This is a genomic window from Duganella sp. GW821-FHT01E12 (genome assembly GCF_059422325.1).
On sequence record NZ_JBWKWR010000001.1, the window covers coordinates 969,924 to 987,671 of the forward strand.

General features: G+C 65.2%; 15 protein-coding genes and 1 tRNA gene. 10 read left to right on the forward strand and 6 right to left on the reverse strand.

Annotated elements, in window-relative coordinates:
• Together AC07WS_RS04175 and mutM are read right to left on the reverse strand one after the other, a co-directional pair.
• A complete protein-coding gene (locus AC07WS_RS04175) occupies positions 1 to 1,929 on the reverse strand; it encodes a dynamin family protein (RefSeq protein ID WP_494728047.1) in 1,929 nt (642 codons plus the stop codon).
• A gap of 12 nt (positions 1,930 to 1,941) precedes the next feature.
• Positions 1,942 to 2,775, reverse strand: a complete 834-nt coding sequence (mutM, locus tag AC07WS_RS04180; protein ID WP_494727823.1) for a bifunctional DNA-formamidopyrimidine glycosylase/DNA-(apurinic or apyrimidinic site) lyase — start codon at positions 2,773 to 2,775, stop codon at positions 1,942 to 1,944.
• Between the two features lie 146 nt (positions 2,776 to 2,921).
• On the opposite strand from mutM, the gene AC07WS_RS04185 reads away from it, so the two are divergent.
• From AC07WS_RS04185 to AC07WS_RS04220, 8 genes are all read left to right on the forward strand, one after another.
• Positions 2,922 to 4,703, forward strand: a complete 1,782-nt coding sequence (locus tag AC07WS_RS04185) for a tetratricopeptide repeat protein (protein ID WP_494727824.1) — start codon at positions 2,922 to 2,924, stop codon at positions 4,701 to 4,703.
• Between the two features lie 10 nt (positions 4,704 to 4,713).
• Positions 4,714 to 5,337 carry an outer membrane lipoprotein LolB gene (locus AC07WS_RS04190; protein ID WP_494727825.1) on the forward strand — a complete coding sequence of 208 codons (624 nt, stop codon included), beginning with the start codon at positions 4,714 to 4,716 and terminating at the stop codon, positions 5,335 to 5,337.
• Positions 5,338 to 5,345: 8 nt separating this feature from the next.
• Positions 5,346 to 6,224, forward strand: a complete 879-nt coding sequence (gene ispE / locus AC07WS_RS04195) for a 4-(cytidine 5'-diphospho)-2-C-methyl-D-erythritol kinase (RefSeq protein ID WP_494727826.1) — start codon at positions 5,346 to 5,348, stop codon at positions 6,222 to 6,224.
• A 76-nt stretch (positions 6,225 to 6,300) separates the two neighbouring features.
• Positions 6,301 to 6,377, forward strand: a tRNA-Gln gene (locus tag AC07WS_RS04200).
• A gap of 165 nt (positions 6,378 to 6,542) precedes the next feature.
• Positions 6,543 to 7,493 carry a ribose-phosphate pyrophosphokinase gene (locus AC07WS_RS04205; protein WP_494727827.1) on the forward strand — a complete coding sequence of 317 codons (951 nt, stop codon included), beginning with the start codon at positions 6,543 to 6,545 and terminating at the stop codon, positions 7,491 to 7,493.
• 163 nt (positions 7,494 to 7,656) lie between these two features.
• Positions 7,657 to 8,292, forward strand: a complete 636-nt coding sequence (locus tag AC07WS_RS04210; protein WP_494727828.1) for a 50S ribosomal protein L25/general stress protein Ctc — start codon at positions 7,657 to 7,659, stop codon at positions 8,290 to 8,292.
• A gap of 141 nt (positions 8,293 to 8,433) precedes the next feature.
• A complete protein-coding gene (pth, locus tag AC07WS_RS04215; protein ID WP_494727829.1) occupies positions 8,434 to 9,015 on the forward strand; it encodes an aminoacyl-tRNA hydrolase in 582 nt (193 codons plus the stop codon).
• 127 nt (positions 9,016 to 9,142) lie between these two features.
• Positions 9,143 to 10,429: an amidohydrolase gene (locus tag AC07WS_RS04220; RefSeq protein WP_494727830.1), complete on the forward strand. Its 1,287-nt coding sequence runs from the start codon at positions 9,143 to 9,145 to the stop codon at positions 10,427 to 10,429.
• A 94-nt stretch (positions 10,430 to 10,523) separates the two neighbouring features.
• On the opposite strand, the gene AC07WS_RS04225 is transcribed toward AC07WS_RS04220, so the two are convergent.
• Positions 10,524 to 12,344, reverse strand: a complete 1,821-nt coding sequence (locus tag AC07WS_RS04225) for a DUF885 domain-containing protein (protein WP_494727831.1) — start codon at positions 12,342 to 12,344, stop codon at positions 10,524 to 10,526.
• Between the two features lie 142 nt (positions 12,345 to 12,486).
• Here AC07WS_RS04225 and AC07WS_RS04230 point away from each other — a divergent pair, with 142 nt between their 5' ends.
• Positions 12,487 to 13,815: an MFS transporter gene (locus tag AC07WS_RS04230; RefSeq protein WP_494727832.1), complete on the forward strand. Its 1,329-nt coding sequence runs from the start codon at positions 12,487 to 12,489 to the stop codon at positions 13,813 to 13,815.
• A gap of 97 nt (positions 13,816 to 13,912) precedes the next feature.
• On the opposite strand, the gene AC07WS_RS04235 is transcribed toward AC07WS_RS04230, so the two are convergent.
• Both AC07WS_RS04235 and AC07WS_RS04240 read right to left on the reverse strand, forming a co-directional pair.
• Complete coding sequence (locus tag AC07WS_RS04235) at positions 13,913 to 14,659, reverse strand: LytR/AlgR family response regulator transcription factor (protein ID WP_494727833.1); 747 nt, start codon at positions 14,657 to 14,659, stop codon at positions 13,913 to 13,915.
• Positions 14,656 to 15,786 carry a sensor histidine kinase gene (locus AC07WS_RS04240; RefSeq protein WP_494727834.1) on the reverse strand — a complete coding sequence of 377 codons (1,131 nt, stop codon included), beginning with the start codon at positions 15,784 to 15,786 and terminating at the stop codon, positions 14,656 to 14,658. Before AC07WS_RS04240 ends, AC07WS_RS04235 begins: the two co-directional genes overlap by 4 nt.
• A 227-nt stretch (positions 15,787 to 16,013) precedes the next feature.
• On the opposite strand from AC07WS_RS04240, the gene ychF reads away from it, so the two are divergent.
• A complete protein-coding gene (gene ychF, locus AC07WS_RS04245) occupies positions 16,014 to 17,105 on the forward strand; it encodes a redox-regulated ATPase YchF (RefSeq protein ID WP_494727835.1) in 1,092 nt (363 codons plus the stop codon).
• A 297-nt stretch (positions 17,106 to 17,402) separates the two neighbouring features.
• Here ychF and AC07WS_RS04250 read toward each other — a convergent pair whose 3' ends face one another.
• Positions 17,403 to 17,609 carry a hypothetical protein gene (locus tag AC07WS_RS04250; RefSeq protein ID WP_494727836.1) on the reverse strand — a complete coding sequence of 69 codons (207 nt, stop codon included), beginning with the start codon at positions 17,607 to 17,609 and terminating at the stop codon, positions 17,403 to 17,405.
• Positions 17,610 to 17,748 lie beyond the last annotated feature (139 nt).

Consider the following 17,748-nt stretch of genomic DNA (forward strand, 5'->3'; position numbering starts at 1 on the left):
TTAAGCGGCGGCGTCCAGCGCCACGAATTCCGCGTTGATGGCGATGCTGATCTGCCCCGCCAATTCATTGAGCCGCGCCTTCTGCTCCTCCAGCTCCTGCTGGCTGCCTTCAAACGCGTCGATTTTCTGTTCCAGGCTGTCGGTCGCATCGTGGATGCGCTGGATCGACGCCAGCCGGTGTTTCAACTGATCCTTGTGCTGGCGGATCTGCGCCTCCAGCGGCGCCATGATCACCTTCAGCCACGCCTCGGCGTCATTGTTGGCGGCGCGGAAGCAGCCGCGCACGCGCGAGGCGATGGTGTCGAAGAACTTCTCCATCAGCACCACGCGGCTGGTGGTCAGCAGGGTCGCCGTGCCGAACTGCTTGTAGTAGATGGCCTCGATGGACGCGATCTCGTCGCGGTAATGGTCCAGCGAAAACGGCATCGGCAGCGCCAGCGTCAGCCCGTGCTCGTTGGAGAAGCGGCGGTACATCACGCCCATCATCTCGCTGATTTCCAGCGTCTTGTGCTCGGCCGCGCCCAGGCTGGCGCGGATGCGTTCGAAGTAGTTGCGCACCGCCTCGCGCACGCCGGTGAAGAAGCGGCTGCGCTGCATCTCCTCGCGCACCTGCTCGATGTCGTCGCGCACAATGTCCATGCCCATGCAGGTGTACAGCTCGGTCGACAGCCGCGTGAACACGGCGCGCGTGGCCTGCAGCTTGAACAGGCTGGCGTCGAATTCCTTTTTCTCGACGTCGATGCGGCGCATCATGTGGGCGATCACGCTCTGGTTCTTGCCGCGCAGGCTCTTGAGCTCGTGCAGCTGCTCGACGATGCCGCGGCTGCGCGCGTTCACCATCGCCAGCTGCGCCGCGCTCAGCGCCTGCAGTTCCTCGCCCAGCTGCTTGCGCACGATTTCCTTCTTGGCCGGGATCAGCTCGTTGAACAGCGCATCCTCCAGCGTTTGCAGGCGGCTGCGTTCCAGCAGCGCAGCGTCCTGCGTGATCTTGGCCACCAGCGCCTTCTGCGCCGACACCGGGAACACCTGGCGCGGCTCCAGCGCCAGCACGTGCGCCACGTTGGCCTGCTGGCGCTCGATCTCGACGTTGACCTCGGCCTCGCTGCGCAGCTCGTCCCACATGCTGTCGATCTTGTTGAGCACCACCAGCCGGCCGGCGCCGGCGCCGATGTGGTTGCGCCAGACCTCGATGTCGCTCTTGGTCACGCCGGTGTCGGCGGCCAGGATGAACAGCACCGCGTGCGCGTTCGGGATCAGGTTGAGCGTGAGCTCGGGCTCGGTGCCGATCGCGTTCAGGCCGGGCGTGTCGAGGATCACCAGGCCCTGCTTCAACAGCGGATGCGGGAAGTTGATGATGGCGTGGCGCCACAGCGAAATCTCGACCATGCCGGCGTCGTCCAGCGTGACCGGCATGTCGGGGTCTTCCTCGTCGTACAGGCCGTAGCGCTTGGCTTCCTCCACCGGCACGTGGCGCGTCATGCTGACCTGCTTGAACACCTCGTGCATGTCCGTGCCCGCGTCCAGGTTCAGCGGCAGCACGGTCCAGGCGGCCGGCTGGTCGCGGTAGTCGCTGGTGGACAGGTTCTCGGCCCGCGTCTCGATGGGCAGCAGGCGGATCGACGGCGCGTAGCTGGCGTCGTACATCAGCTCGGTCGGGCACATGGTGGTGCGGCCGGCGGCGGACGGCAGGATGCGCTGGCCGTAGTCGGCGAAGAAAATGGCGTTGATCAATTCCGATTTGCCGCGCGAGAATTCGGCGACGAAGGCCACCGACAATTTATCGTCGGCCAGGCGCGCCAAGGTGCGCACGATGCGCTGGTCGGTGGCGGCGTCGGTCAGGGACGCTCCGGCCACCCACGATTGATAATTTTTCAACGCGGTGACCACGCCCTGCCTCCAGGCGCTGTACTGTTCGAAATCCCTGGCCATCATGTTCCGCCCTTATTTTTGGCAATTCACACAGTAGAACGTGGACCGCTGCCCCTGCTTGATCTGCCGTATCGGCGCCGCACACACCTTGCAGGGGACACCCGCACGATCATAGACGAAATAACTCTGCTGGAAATACCCGGACTGCCCGTTGACGCTAATAAAATCGCGCAGCGTGCTGCCGCCCTGGACGATGGCTTCGGCCAGGATCTCGCGCACGGCCTGCGCCAGCTTCTCGTAGCGGGCCAGGCTGATGCGCCTGGCCGGCGTCTTCGGGTTGATGCCGGCCCGGAACAAGCTTTCCGAAGCATAAATATTGCCGACGCCGACGACGATGTCGCCGGCCAGCAGCACCTGCTTGACCGGCGCGCTGCGCTGCCGGGTTTGATCGTACAGCAATTTGCCGGTGAAGCCCGCCTCCAGCGGCTCCACGCCCAGCTCGCGCAGCAGCGCGTGGTGCTCCAGCAGGCCGTCGGCGTGGTCGTGCCACAGCACCGCGCCGAAGCGGCGCGGGTCCTTCATGCGCAGCACTTGCAGGCCGTCCGGGGTCTCGACCACGAGGTCGAAATGATCATGTTTCTCCGGGACTATCCCGCCCGGCATGATGCGCAGGTGGCCCGACATGCCGAGGTGGATGATCAGCGTGCCATGGTCGAAATGCAGCAGCAGGTACTTGCCGCGGCGGCCGGTGCGCAGCACCTGGTGGCCGGCCAGCAGCTGCGGCAGCTGCGCCGGAAACGGCCAGCGCAGGCCCTCGCGGCGCAGCACCACCTGATGCACGGTGCGTCCCTCGATGTGCGGCGCGACGCCGCGCCGGGTGACTTCAACTTCTGGTAATTCTGGCATCTGGATGGTTATGAGTCGAAATAATGAGCGGACACACTCTGGCTGCGGCGGAATATTTGGTTACACTAGTCAAAAGACGCGATCGGTGTGTTGAGCGTAAAATCCGATTGCTTCCGTACCTTTTGCCGACTTGCCAGGATCTTCCCTTGAAAAACGCTTTCGCCATTGTAACCCTCTCTGCCTTGCTGTCCGCGTGCGCCGTCGCGCCGCAAAAACAGGCGGAGCCAGCCGCCGCCGCGCCTGCCGATGCGGCCGGGGAGGGCGCCGCGCCGGTCGCCGCCGCACCGGCGCCGGCCGAGGAGGCGCTGCCCAATGTCGATCTCACCAGCGACATGCTGTTCCGCATCACCAAGGCCGAGCTGGAATTCAAGCAGGGCAATTGGCAGGGGCCGTACATCACCATGCTGGCGCTGGCCCAGCAGACGCGCGATCCGCGCCTGGCGCGCCGCGCCGCCGAGATGGCGCTGACCGCCAAGCAGGGACCGGAAGCGCTGTCGGCCATCCGCCTGTGGCGCGGCCTGGCACCGGACTCGGACGAGGCCACCCAATACTTCCTCGGCTTCGCCGTCGTCAACGACGATCTGAGCGAGGCGGAGCAGATCTTCGTCGAACGGCTGAAGGCCGCGCCGGTGCAGGCGCGGCCGCTGGCCATGTTCCAGATGCAGCAGTTCCTGCTGCGCGCCAAGGACAAGGCCGCCGCCTTCGCGCTGGAGGACCGCGTGCTGGCGCCGTACAGCGACACGCTGGAAAGCCACCTGATCCTGGCGCAGGGTGCCTTCGCGCTGGGCGACGCCGAGCGCTCCCGCACCGAGGCCGGACAGGCGCTGCGCATCAAGCCCGATTCCGAGCTGGCCATCCTGACCACGGCGCAGGTGTCGGGCGATATCGACGCCGCGCTCAAGGTGCTGTCCACCTTCCTGGACAAGTATCCGAAGTCGCGCGAGGTGCGCGCCGCCTACGCCCGCATCCTGGCCGACGCCAAGCAGACCGAGCTGGCCCGCCAGCAGTTCCTGATCCTGCTGAAGGACCAGCCGGACAATATGGCCACGCTGTACGCGCTGGGCGTGATGGCGATGCAGGCCAACGACGTCCCGAACGCGGAGAAGTATTTCACCGACTTCGTCAAGGTGCTGGCCGACCATCCGAACGACGAGCGCGATCCGTCCAAGGTGCTGATGATACTGTCGCAGATCGCCGAGCAGCGCAACGACCTGGACGCGGCCTACAACTGGCTGGACAAGGTCGACGGCGCCGACGAGAAAATCTACCTGGCCGCGCGCATGAAGATGGCGCAGCTGACGGCCCGCAAGGGCGACGTCGACGCAGCCCGCAAGCAGCTGGCCGAGCTGAAGCCATCCGAGGCCGCCGACCAGGCGCAGATATTCCAGGCCGACGCGCAGATCCTGCGCGACGCCGGCGACCACCGCGCCGCCTACGCGGTGCTGGAAAACGCCGTCAAGCGCTACCCGGACAATCCCGACCTGCTGTACGACTTCGCGCTGGTGGCCGAGAAATTGGGCCAGCTGGAGCTGATGGAAAAGGCGCTGCGCCAGGTGATGATCGCCGCGCCCGACAACCAGCACGCCTACAACGCGCTGGGCTACTCGCTGGCCGAGCGCAACGAGCGCCTGCCGGAGGCGTACTCGCTGATCGACAAGGCCATGAAGATGGCGCCGGGCGATCCCTTCATCATGGACAGCATGGGCTGGGTGCAGTACCGCATGGGCAACCTGAACGAGGCCGAGGCGATGCTGCGCCGCGCCTACGCCCTGCGCAGCGATCCCGAGATCGCCGTGCATCTGGGCGAGGTGCTGTTCGTCAAGGGCGACAAGGCCGGCGCCCAGAAGATGTGGCAGGAAGCCCAGACCAAAGACCCGAAGAACGACGCGCTGAAAAGCACGCTCGCCCGTTTGAACCAAAGCCTGTAAGCGATACCCGATGACTTTATTGAACCTGCGCCGCCGCGCCCCGGCCGCCGTGCTGGCCGCCGCGCTGGCCGCGTCCGTGCTGGCCGGCTGCGCCACCACCTCCGCGCCGCGCTCGGCCGCGGTGGTCGCGCCATATCGCGACAACATCGAACTGGGCGGCGGCATCGCCATCAATTACACCCGCGACGGCAAGCGCGAACCGATGACCGGCAGCTTCACCTGGCAGCAGAGCAGGGCCGCCACCGAGGTCACGCTGATCTCGCCGCTCGGCCAGATCATCGCCGTCATCAGCGTCACGCCGGCAGCGGCCACGCTCAAGCAAGCCGGCAAGCCGCCGCGCACCGCGCCCGACCTCGACGCGCTGACCACGCAGACGCTGGGCTGGACGCTGCCGGTGTCCGGCCTGCGCGAATGGCTGCAAGGCTACGCCACCGACGCCGGCGGCAAGCGCTTCGTCGCCTCGCCGGCCAACGACACGGTGGTCACGCGCGACGGCTGGAAGGTCGAATACGTCACCTGGCAAGACGACAAAGCCCCCGTGCCGCAACCGAAACGCATCGACCTCACGCGCCTGGGCGCGGGGCAGGTGGATGATTTGACGATACGCATCGCCATCCGTCCGGCCACAGAATAAGAAGCACCATGAACTCTCTGAAGAATTGCCCGGCTCCGGCCAAGCTCAACCTTTTCCTGCACGTGAACGGCCGCCGCGCCGACGGCTACCATCTGCTGCAAACCGTGTTCCAGCTGATCGACCACGGCGACACGCTGCACTTCGACCTGCGCGACGACCAGCAGATCCGCCGCGTGACGGACCTGCCCGGCGTGCCGGAGGACAGCGACCTGATCATCCGCGCCGCCCGCCTGCTGCAGGCCGAGGTGCTGCGCCGCCAAGGCGCGCTGCCGCGCGGCGTGGACATCGCCATCGACAAGGTGCTGCCCATGGGCGGCGGCCTGGGGGGCGGCTCGTCCGACGCGGCCACCACGCTGATGGCGTTGAACTATTTGTGGCAGGCCGGTCTAAGCAAGGAGGAGTTGATGGCGCTGGGCCTGCCGCTGGGCGCGGACATCCCGTTCTTCATCTTCGGCCAGACCGCGTTTGCCGAGGGCGTGGGCGAGGCCCTGCGGCCGGTGCGGGCGCCGGATTGTTGGTATGTCGTCATCGAACCGGGCGTCGCCGTGCCGACGGCTGCAATTTTTTGCTCAGAACATTTGACAAGGGACACTCCGGTCGTCATAATAACGGACTTTTCCAGCCACCTCGAAAAACGAAACGGTTTTAAAGGGTTTGGAAAGAACGACTTGCAGCAGGTAGCAACGAAGTTATTCCCGCCGGTGGCAGAGGCGATAGAATGGCTCAGTGCTTACGGTGATGCCAGGATGACTGGCTCCGGTGCTTGCGTGTTCAGTGCGGTGGCAACCGAGGAAGAAGCGGATGCGGTGCTTGAAAAAGTGCCGGCGAAGTGGAAATCCTGGAAGGCCAAAGCGCTGGATCGCCACCCGATCATCGCAAAGTTGTGAGGCGGTAAAAAAATTTGGCTTAGCGTGAAAATGGCTGTAAAATACCGGCCATGTAACGACAAGCAGTCAGTTGCGTAGGGGAATCGCCAAGCTGGTTAAGGCACTGGATTTTGATTCCAGCATACCAAGGTTCGAATCCTTGTTCCCCTGCCATTCGTTTGTATCTGGACCCGTCGAGGCGTAGTTTGTCTCCGGCCGGATAAGGCAAAGATGGCATCGCCCCAGAGCGAACCATTCAACTAAGTTTCAAGTACAGCGCCACGCGGCTTCCGCTGGCGACTTTTCAAAAATTTTCATCGACTATCTCTGGGACTCCCAATGGCTTTCGAAAACCTGATGGTTTTTACCGGCAACGCTAATCCTGCATTGGCAGAAGGGGTCGCTAAAAATCTCGGCATCCCTCTCGGCAAGGCAAACGTTTCGAAATTCTCGGACGGCGAAGTGATGGTTGAGATTAACGAAAACGTCCGCGGTAAAGACGTCTTCGTTCTGCAATCGACTTGTGCTCCAACCAACGACAGCCTGATGGAGTTGATCCTGATGGTCGACGCCCTGAAACGCGCGTCCGCTGGCCGTATCACCGCTGCCATTCCTTACTTCGGCTATGCCCGTCAAGACCGCCGCCCGCGTTCGGCGCGCGTCGCGATCTCGGCCAAGGTGGTCGCCAACATGCTGGAAGAAGCGGGCGTCGAGCGCGTCCTGATCATGGATCTGCACGCAGACCAGATCCAGGGCTTCTTCGATATCCCGGTTGACAATATTTACGCTTCGCCGATTCTGCTGGGCGACCTGCAGAAGAAGAACTACCAGGATCTGCTGGTGGTGTCGCCGGACGTCGGCGGTGTGGTGCGCGCGCGCGCCCTGGCAAAACGCCTGGGCTGCGACCTGGCCATCATCGACAAGCGCCGTCCGAAGGCCAATGTGTCCGAAGTGATGAACATCATCGGTGAAGTCGAAGGCCGCAACTGCGTGATCATGGATGACATGGTCGACACCGCGGGCACGCTGGTCAAGGCCGCCGAAGTGCTGAAAGAGCGCGGCGCACAGAAAGTCATCGCGTACTGCACGCACCCGGTGCTGTCCGGCCCGGCGATCGAGCGCATCACCAATTCGTCGCTGGACGAGCTGGTCGTGACCGACACGATCCCGTTGTCCGACGCGGCCAAGGCTTGCGGCAAGATCCGCCAGCTGACCTGCGCACCGCTGCTGGCCGAGACGTTCAAACGCATCATCAAGGGCGATTCCGTGATCTCCCTGTTTATCGACTGAGATAAACGATTTAGCTAGTTTTTAACGGCGCGCCGGGCGAAAAATGCCCTGCGCGCCGTTGTACTTCCCGGTTTCATGAGCGCAGTCAGCTCATTTTCGAAGCACCCTGGTCGCGGGGGCTTCATAACACGGGGCGCGAGCCCTGTTATTTTTGGAGTTACACATGAAAGTTGTTGCATTCAAACGCGAATTGCAAGGTTCCGGAGCGAGCCGCCGCCTGCGCAATTCGGGCCAAACCCCAGGCATCATCTACGGCGGTACCGAAGCGCCAGTGACCATCTCGCTGGACCACAACGCGCTGTACCACGCGCTGAAAAAAGAAGCCTTCCACTCGTCGATCCTGGATCTGGAAATCGACGGCAAGACCCAGCAAGTGCTGCTGCGCGACTTCCAAGTCCACGCATACAAGCAACTGGTTCTGCACGCTGACTTCCAGCGCGTTGACGCTTCGAAGAAAGTGCACATGAAAGTGGCTCTGCACTTCGCCAACGCTGACGTGTCCCCAGCAGTCAAACTGCACGGCGCCACCATCAGCCACGTGCTGAACGAAATCGAAGTTTCGTGCCTGCCAAAAGACCTGCCAGAGTTCATCACCGTCGACCTGTCGAACATCGACGTCGGCCACTCGCTGCACATCGGCGAACTGACCCTGCCAGCCGGCGTGACCGCTGTGACCCACGGCGCCAACCTGACCATCGCTACCGCTTCGGTACCGGCCGGCCACGTTGCTGCTGAAGCCGCTGCTACCGCTGAAGCTCCAGCTGCTGAAGCCAAGCCAGCCGCCAAGGCCAAGAAGTAATCACTGACGCCGCCTTCGGGCGGCAGCATGGCAAAAACCCGCCAGCCTGAACGCGCTCAAGATCGCGCTCAGTGCAGGCGGGTTTTTTTATTTCAAGTGTTTTCAGCGATAATCAAGTCTCTCTTTTACCGACCACACGTCATGCCTATACGTCTCATCGTCGGCCTCGGCAATCCAGGCCCCGAATACGAACAAACCCGCCACAACGCCGGCTTCTGGCTGGTGGACAATCTCGCCAACGACATCGGCGCGCGCCTGCAGCGCGAGACCAAATACAACGCGCTGATGGCCAAGGGCGTCATCGCCGGGCAGGAAGTCTACCTGCTGGAGCCGCAGACGTATATGAACCGCTCCGGCCAGTCGGTGGGCGGGCTGTGCCGCTTCTTCAAGATCACGCCGGACCAGGTGCTGGTCGTGCACGACGAGCTGGACCTGATGCCCGGCACGGCGCGCCTGAAGAAAGGGGGCTCGTCGGGCGGCCACAACGGCCTGAAGGACATCACCGCCGCGCTCGGCACGCAGGATTATTGGCGGCTGCGGCTGGGCATCGGCCACCCGCGCACCTTGAGCCTGCAGCAGCAGGTGGCGGACTTCGTGCTGCACCGTCCACGGCGCGAAGACCAGGAACTGATCGAGCAAGCGATCGACAAGTCGCTGCTGGTGATGCCGCATATCGTCGAAGGCAAGTTCGAAGCGGCCACGATGAAGTTGCATACAGCCTGAGCCGGTGTAGACTCTGGGGTCAAGTCTGACATTCGGACACGGCCTCTGCCGTGGTCCCGCGTGACGCCGCTGAGCTCGTGTCCGAATGTCAGACTTGACCCCAGTCCAACCACCAAGGAAACCGCCGATGAAGCTGCTCCCGCTTGCCGCCTTACTGCTCGTCCACGCCGCCCAGGCGCAGGACGCCTCCGCCGTCTCCAGCCAGATCAACGGCATGTATCCCAAACTCGACGCGATCTACAAGGATCTGCACGCCCATCCCGAAATCGCCTTCCAGGAAGAACGCACGGCCGCCAAGCTGGCCGCCGAGATGCGCGCGATCGGCTTCGAGGTGACGGAGAAGGTCGGCAAGACCGGCATCGTCGCGCTCTACAAGAACGGCGCCGGCCCGACCGTGCTGGTGCGCACCGAGCTCGACGGCCTGCCGATGGAGGAGAAATCCGGCTACGCCTATGCCAGCAAGGCGCACGCGCTGTTGGACGGCAAGGATACGATGGTGGCCCACAGCTGCGGCCACGACGTCCACATGACCGCATGGCTGGGCGCGGCGCGCGCGCTGGTGGCGCTCAAGTCGCAGTGGAAGGGCACCCTGATGTTCATCGGCCAGCCGGCCGAGGAAACCGTCAGCGGCGCCAAGGCCATGCTGGACGACGGCCTGTTCAAACGCTTCCCCAAGCCGGGCTACGCCTTCGCGCTGCACAGCTGGCCGCTGGCCTACGGCACCATCGGCTACAACAGCGGGCCGGTGTCGTCGAACTCGGACTCGCTCGAGATCACCTTCAAGGGCCGCGGCGGCCACGGCTCGGCGCCGGACAAGGCGCTCGACCCGATCGCCATCGCCGCCCGCTTCGTGGTCGATGTGCAGACCGTCATCAGCCGCGAGAAGGATCCCAAGGAATTCGGCGTGGTCACCATCGGCGCGATCAACGGCGGCACGGTCGGCAACATCATCCCCGACTCGGTGCGCGTGCGCGGCACGATACGCTCGTACAGCCCGGAAGTACGGGCGAAACTGCTGGCCGGCGTGCGCCGCGTCGCCAACGCCTCGGCCGCGATGGCCGAAGCGCCAGCGCCCGATGTCGAGCTGATCGCAGGCGGCGCCGCCATCGACAACAGCGACGCGCTGGTCAAGCGCACCGAGGGCGTGCTGAAAAAAGCCTTCGGCGACGCCAATGTCGCGCGCATGCCGGCGATGACGGCCAGCGAGGATTTCTCGGCCTACGTCAACGAGGGCGTGCCGGGCATGTTCTTCTTCACCGGCGTGTACGATCCGAAGGCGGTGGCCGAGGCGGCCAAGCCGGGCGGCAAGCCGATTGCCTTCAACCACTCGCCGTACTACGCGCCGGTGCCGGAACCGTCGATCAAGACCGCCGCCCAGGCGATGACCTTGGCCGTCATGAACGTCCTCAAATAAACACGGGGGTCAAGTCTGACATTCGGACACGGCCTCTGCCGTAGCGGCCCGCTACGGCAGAGGCCGTGTCCGAATGTCAGACTTGACCCCAATTTTATTTGGCGATCCAGCGGTCGACGCGGGCTTCGAGGATGGGCAGCGGCAGCGTGCCGTCGCCGATGACGACTTCGTGGAATTTCTGGTAGCTGAACTTGTCGCCCAGCGCCTGCTGCGCGCGCGCACGCAGTTCCAGGATCTTCAACGAGCCGATCTTGTAGCTCAGCGCCTGTGCCGGCCACACCATGTAGCGCTCGATCTGGTTCCGGGCGCGCGCTTCGCTCCAGCCCAGCGTGTCGGACAGGTAGGCGATGGCTTGCTCGCGGCTCCAGCCCTTGGCGTGGATGCCGGTGTCGACCACCAGCCGCGCGGCGCGCAGCATCTCCGCGTTCAGGTGGCCGTAGTAGGCCACCGGATCTTCATACAAACCCATCTCGCGCCCCAGCGTCTCCGAATACAGCGCCCAGCCTTCGGTGTAGGCCGCGCTGTTCGGATTCTCGGTGCTGAATTTGCGGAAGTCCGGCAAGTCCAGTTCCTTCAGCAGCGCCGCGTGCAGGTGGTGGCCGGGCACGCCTTCGTGCAGGAACAGGCTGACCATGTCGACCCGGCTGTATTTCTTCGGATCGTTCACCACCGGCCAGAACACGCCCGGATGCGAGCCGTCCGCCGCCGACGGCGTGTAGTGGTCGGACGCGGTGGCGCGCGTCAGCTCGGGCTCCAGGTGCAGCTCCAGCTTGGCTTTCGGGATCAGGCTGAAGTAGGTCGGCAGCTTGGTTTGCACGGTGGCGTAAATGTCGCGGTAGGCGTCCAGCACCTGCTCGTCGGTCGTGAAGATCCTGAACTTCTCCTGCGCCGCCACCCATTGCGGCAACTGCTTTTCGGGACCGTCGTAGCCCAGCTTGGGACCGAGCGCGGCCAGCTGCTGCTGGATGCGCGCCACTTCCTTCAGGCCCAGCGCGTGCACCGCGTCCGGCGTCAGCGGCAGGTTGGTGCTGTCCTTGATGCGCGCGGCGTACCAAGCGGCGCCGTTCGGCAGCGCGCTCCAGCCGCTGCTGGCGCGGCTGGCCGGCAGGTATTCGTGCTCCAGGAAGCTGACCAGGCGGTTCAGCGCCGGCGCGATCTTCGCCTCCACCGTGTGCAGGTAGGCGGCGCTCAGCTTCTGCTTGTCGGCGTCGGAGAAGCCGGCCGGGAAGCGCGTCACCGGCGAGTAGTAGATGCTGGTCTCCGGCGTCGCGCTGCGCAGGTTCTGGAACTGCGGCAGCATCGCCACCGTGATCGCCTTCGGCTGCACCACGCCGCTGCGCATGCCCAGCTTCATGTTGGCGATGGCCTGGTCTATCCACGCCGGCAACTGGTTCAGGCGGCTCAGGTAGGCCTGGTATTGTTTGACCGTGCCCAGCGGCTGCGAGCCGGTGCCGTCGGCGTAGTTGGCCAGCACGCTGGGCACGTTGTCGAGCTGGTTCAGCGGCAGCAGGTGTTCCGGGAAGGACTCCAGCTGCAGCGCGTTGTTCAGTTCGTACGACAGCAGGTCGTAGGTCAGCTGGTCCTGCTGGCCGAGCTGGTCGCGGCGCACCGTCATCAGCTGCTTCTGCATCTGGCGGTACAGCGTGAACTGCTGCGCGCGCACCTTGGGCGAGATGCTCATGCCGAGCTGGTCGTCGTAGCGGCCGTCGCCGTTGGCGGTGGCGAACAGCAGCGGGTCGTATTTGCAGCGCGCCGTGTGGAAGGCCGCCGCCAGCCTGGCCAGCTGCTTCTGCGCCTGCGCCGCCTGCTGCGTGGACGCGGGCCTGGCGGCCGCCAGCACCGGCGGCGCTCCCATCAGCAATGCGGCAATCAGGGTGGTGGTGGTCAGCGCGGCGAGCGGGCGGGCAGATGGCATGGTGTCCTCGAGGTTGAGATGGAATTTCGCCCAGCAGTCTAGCACTTGTCGATCCGGTTTACTCAGCGCCGGAAAAATTGCGTATTCTATGGATGCCGCGAACCGGCAGCCCATAAAAACGCCAACAAAAGCGAGACCAGACATGCAGATAAACGAACACGCAGCAGCCATCGCCCCCAGCCCCGGCATGGATCACCGCGCCGCGCCGGCCCGCCCGCTCACCCGCCAGGATTACAAGACCCTGTCGCTGGCCGCGCTGGGCGGCGCGCTGGAGTTCTACGACTTCGTTATTTTTGTGTTCTTCACCGCCGTGATCGGCAAGCTGTTCTTCCCGCCCTCGATGCCGGGCTGGCTGAGCATGCTGCAAACCTTCGGCATTTTCGCCGCCGGCTATGTGGTGCGTCCGCTGGGCGGCATCATCATGGCCCACTTCGGCGACCTGCTGGGCCGCAAGCGCATGTTCACCATGTCCATCCTGCTGATGGCGGTGCCGACCCTGCTGATGGGCGCGCTGCCGACCTACGCCAGCATCGGCCTGGCCGCGCCGCTGCTGCTGTTGCTGCTGCGCGTGATGCAGGGCGCGGCGGTGGGCGGCGAGGTGCCGGGCGCCTGGGTGTTCGTGTCCGAGCACGTGCCGGCGCGCCACATCGGCTACGCCTGCGGCACGCTGACGGCCGGCCTGACCTTCGGCATCCTGCTCGGCTCGGTGGTGGCGACCGGCGTCAACACCGCCTTCACGCCGGAGCAGGTGGCCGACGGCGCCTGGCGCCTGCCGTTCCTGCTGGGCGGCGTGTTCGGCCTGGGCGCGATGTACCTGCGCCGCTGGCTGCACGAGACGCCGGTGTTTGCCGAGCTGCAGCAGCGCAAGGCGCTGGCCGCCGAGATGCCGCTCAAGAGCGTGCTGCGCAGCCATCGCGGCGCGGTCGTGGTGTCGATGCTGCTGACGTGGATGCTGTCGGCCGGCATCGTCGTGGTCATCCTGATGACGCCGACGCTGCTGCAGAAAATCTACGGCTTCGACCCGCACACCTCGCTGGTGGCCAACACCGTGGCGACCTTCTGCCTGGCGGTCGGCTGCGTGGTGGCCGGCGTGCTGGCCGACCGCATCGGCTCGCGCGTCACGCTGTTCGGCGGCGCCTTGCTGCTGGCGATCAGCACCTATGCGTTCTACACCACGCTGCACGCGCGGCCGGACCTGCTGCTGCCGCTGTATGCGCTGGTCGGCTTCACCGTCGGCGTGGTCGGCGCCGTGCCTTGCGTGCTGGTCAAGGCCTTCCCGGCGCAGGTGCGCTTCTCGGGACTGTCGTTCTCGTACAACCTGGCGTACGCCATCTTCGGCGGCCTGACGCCGGTGGTGGTGGCGCTGATGCTGAAGAATAATCCGCTGGCGCCGGCCTACTATGTCATCGCCGTGTGCGGCATCGGCATGGTGGCGGCCTTGTTCGTCAAGGAGTTGTCGGAGGAGGTGTGACCGCGGCGGCGGACGCGCGGTCGCGCAGCGCCAGGAAGGGCCGCTCCGGCGCGACCCGTGGCACAGCGAGCGCGGCGCGCGCCACGCGACGAACCGCCTACATCGCCCGGAACAGGTGCACGTAGGCGCGGCTGACGCGCAGCTCGCGTCCGTGCCCCTTGATGCGCAGGAACAGGCGGCTGCCCTCGTCGCGGCGGGTGCCGGCCAGGTAGTCCAGGTTGACCAGCGTCGAGCGGTGCACCTGCCAGAACTGTTCCGGATCAAGCTGCTCGGACAGCTCGGCGATGGTGGTGCGGATCAAATGTTCGGCGCCGGCGGTCTGCACCACGGTGTACTTGTCGTCGGCGTGGAAGTACAGCACGTCGCCGACGGCGATCTGGTGCACGAACTCGCCCTGGCCGGCGCGCACGAAGCGCAGCCGCGCCGGCGCGGCCGGCCCGCGCGTCAACTGCTGCAGCGCCTGCGACAGGCGGGCGTCCGGCGGCGCCGCCAGCGTCGCCTTGACGCGCTCGATCGTGCGCGCCAGCCGTTCCGTCTTCAGCGGCTTGAGCAGGTAGTCCAGCGCGCAATGGTCGAAGGCCTGCACCGCGTAGGTGTCGTAAGCGGTGACGAACACCACGCGGGTGTCGCCCTCGATGCCCTGCGCCACTTCCAGCCCGCTCAGGCCCGGCATCTGGATGTCGAGGAAGGCCAGCTCCGGCTCCAGCTCCTCGATGCGCGCGGCCGCCTCGACGCCGTTGCGGGCGAGGTGGACGATCTCCAGTTCCGGCCATAGCAGCTCCAGCTGCTCCTTCAGGTACAGCGCCAGGTGCGGCTCGTCGTCGGCGATCAGGGCGCGCGTCATGCCAGCGTCCGGTAGGGCAGGGACAGCGAGGCCAGCACGCCGGCCGCCTGCGGCGTCAGCGTCAGCGTGGCTTCGGCGCCGTAGCGCGTGCGCAGCCGCTCGCGGATGTTGGGCAGGGCCATGCCGCCGGCGCGCTGGCGCGGGCGGCGCGGCGCGTCGAGGCCGAGGCCGTCGTCGTCGACGCAGATGGTGAGCTGGCCGTCCGCCACGCGGGCGCGCACGAGCACCCGGCCGCCTTCGATCTTCGGTTCCAGCCCGTGCTCGATGGCGTTCTCCACCAGCGGCTGCAGCAGCAGGGTCGGCAGGGTGGCCGCCAGCGCCTCGTCGCTGGCGTCGATCTCGAAGCGCAGCCGGTCCTCCATGCGGATCTGGAGCAGGGTCAGGTAGTCGCGCACCATCGCCAGCTCGGCGGCCAGCGTGCTGTCGGTGTGGCGCAGCTGGCCCAGGCTGGCGCGCAGGTAGTCGGTGAAGGTTTCCAGCATCAGCCGGGCGCGCGGGGTGTCGCGCTCGAGCAGGCTTTGCACATTGGCCAGCGTGTTGAACAGGAAGTGCGGCTCGATCTGCGCCTGCAGCAGGCGCAGCTGGGCCTCCATCGCCTGGCGCAGCAGCGTGTCCTGCCTGACCCGCAGGCGCCACCAGAACCAGTTGGCCGCAGCCACCACCATGACGAAGGCCAGGAACTCGGTCTGGGCCACGCTGGCGCCCAGGAAGGCGCCCCAGGCGTCCCAGCCGGTGAAGCGGGCATACAGGCTCAGGCTGAACGCGGCGCCGCACACCACGCCACCGACGGCGATGGCGTTGATCACCAGCGCGGCGCGCCAGTCGGCGGCCTTGGCTAGTTGCTCGATGGTGGCGGCCGGCAGCAGCTTTTCGACGGCGCGGGTGATGGCCAGCATGCTGTAGGCCACGGCCAGGCAGATGAACAGGTTGAACGGCAGCGAGGCGCGCCACCAGCCGGGGTCGCCGACCCGGCCGGTCAGCAGGCCGTTAATGAGCATCATGCAGAAGCCGATCGGCAGCGCCAGGGCGGCGCCGACCGCCAGTTGCGCCCAGAGCGGTTCGGGGCGCTGCTTTTTAAAGGTCCAGAACGAGCGCCAGGCCAGTTGGAAAGGGGAGCTGGTATTCATGGCGGCCATTGTAGCCGGGAGAACGGCGCGGGCTGGAGGGGAATGCGATGGATCGACGGTATTGCCGACGGAATGCCAGTACATGGCCGGTTTTTTTGAAGAGTCGGTGCGAGGGAGGTACAATTGACCCTTGAACGCTTTAAAAAGCACGAATATCCAGAAAACGCCCCTCGCTGGCCGTTTTTCATCAGCCGCTTGCCGGCGAAATTGATAATTAAAGGTTTTTCATGAGTCTCCAATGCGGCATCGTCGGCCTGCCCAACGTCGGCAAGTCCACCCTCTTCAACGCCCTGACCAAGGCCGGCATCCCGGCCGAGAATTATCCGTTCTGCACCATCGAGCCTAACGTCGGCGTGGTCGAAGTGCCGGATCCGCGCATGGCTGGCCTGGCCGAGATCGTCAAGCCGGAACGCATGGTCAACGCCATCGTCGAGTTCGTCGACATCGCCGGCCTGGTGGCGGGCGCGTCGCAGGGCGAGGGCCTGGGCAACCAGTTCCTGTCGCACATCCGCGAAACCGACGCCATCGTCAACGTGGTGCGCTGCTTCGAGGACGACAACGTGATCCACGTGGCCGGCAAGGTCAGCCCGCTGGACGACATCGAAGTGATCCAGACCGAGCTGGCGCTGGCCGACCTGGGCACCGTGGAGAAAGCCATCCACCGCGAAAACAAGAAAGCCCGTTCCGGCGACAAGGACGCCGCCAAGCTGCTGGCCATCATGGAGCGCATCGTGCCGCACCTGAACGAAGCCAAGCCGGTGCGCGCCATGGGCCTGGACGCCGACGAAATGGCCCTGATCAAGCCGCTGTGCCTGATCACCGCCAAGCCGGCCATGTACGTGGCCAACGTGTCGGATTCCGGCTTCAAGGACAACCCGCTGCTGGACCAGCTGACCGCCTACGCCGCCACCCAGAACGCACCCATCGTCGCCATCTGCGCGTCGATCGAAGCTGAGATCGCCGACCTGGACGACGCCGACAAGACCGCCTTCCTGGCCGACATGGGCATGGAAGAGCCGGGCCTGGACCGTCTGATCCGCGCCGCCTACAAGCTGCTGGGCCTGCAAACCTACTTCACCGCCGGCGTGAAGGAAGTGCGCGCCTGGACCATCCACGTGGGCGACACCGCGCCGCAAGCGGCCGGCGTGATCCACACCGACTTCGAGCGCGGCTTCATCCGCGCGCAAACCATCGCGTATGACGACTTCATCCACTACAAGGGCGAGAGCGGCGCCAAGGAAGCGGGCAAGATGCGCGCCGAGGGCAAGGAATACGTGGTCAAGGATGGCGATGTGCTGAACTTCCTGTTCAACGTCTAAGCTACCGCAGCAATCTGAAGAAGCCCTGTCGATACAGGGCTTTTTTTCGACTCATCGCGCTTGACTAACGCAAGATACTGACCAGGCTATCAATGTAGCGTTATTTGCAACGATAGCCGGAGAGTAGCCATGCGATATCCGCTTGCTCAGGCCGGACGTCGCCATTGACCATCAAATGTGGGGGCCGCGCGGCGACAAGAATCCCGACGGCACACCGCGCACACCCTGCGAAGGGCTGATTACCCAGGTGTTCATCAAGCGCGGCATCCAGCGCACCCTCCGCCGAGGCGATCCGCCTCAGCTCTTGTATCCCTCGACGATCTTGAACGCCGCCTGCGTCTTGGCGCGCGCCGCCGTCACGCGGTCGAACAGGTCCGCGGCCAGCAGGTTGTACACCTCGACCTTCGCGCATTGCGCCAGTTCGTGCGCCATCGCATGCTCTTCCGCCAGCGCGGCTTCGTAGTCGCGGAATGCTTCCAGTCCCTCGGGACGATAGGTTGACATATAGCCTTTTTCGAATGGGTCGGTGGCCTCAGACTAGCACGATTGCGGTTCGCGCCCCGCAGCCGCTTTCTACGGTGAGCCCGGACGGCATAGCCGGGCACTATTGAATCGCCTGCCCGGCCGGGTTTTTCGCCCTACT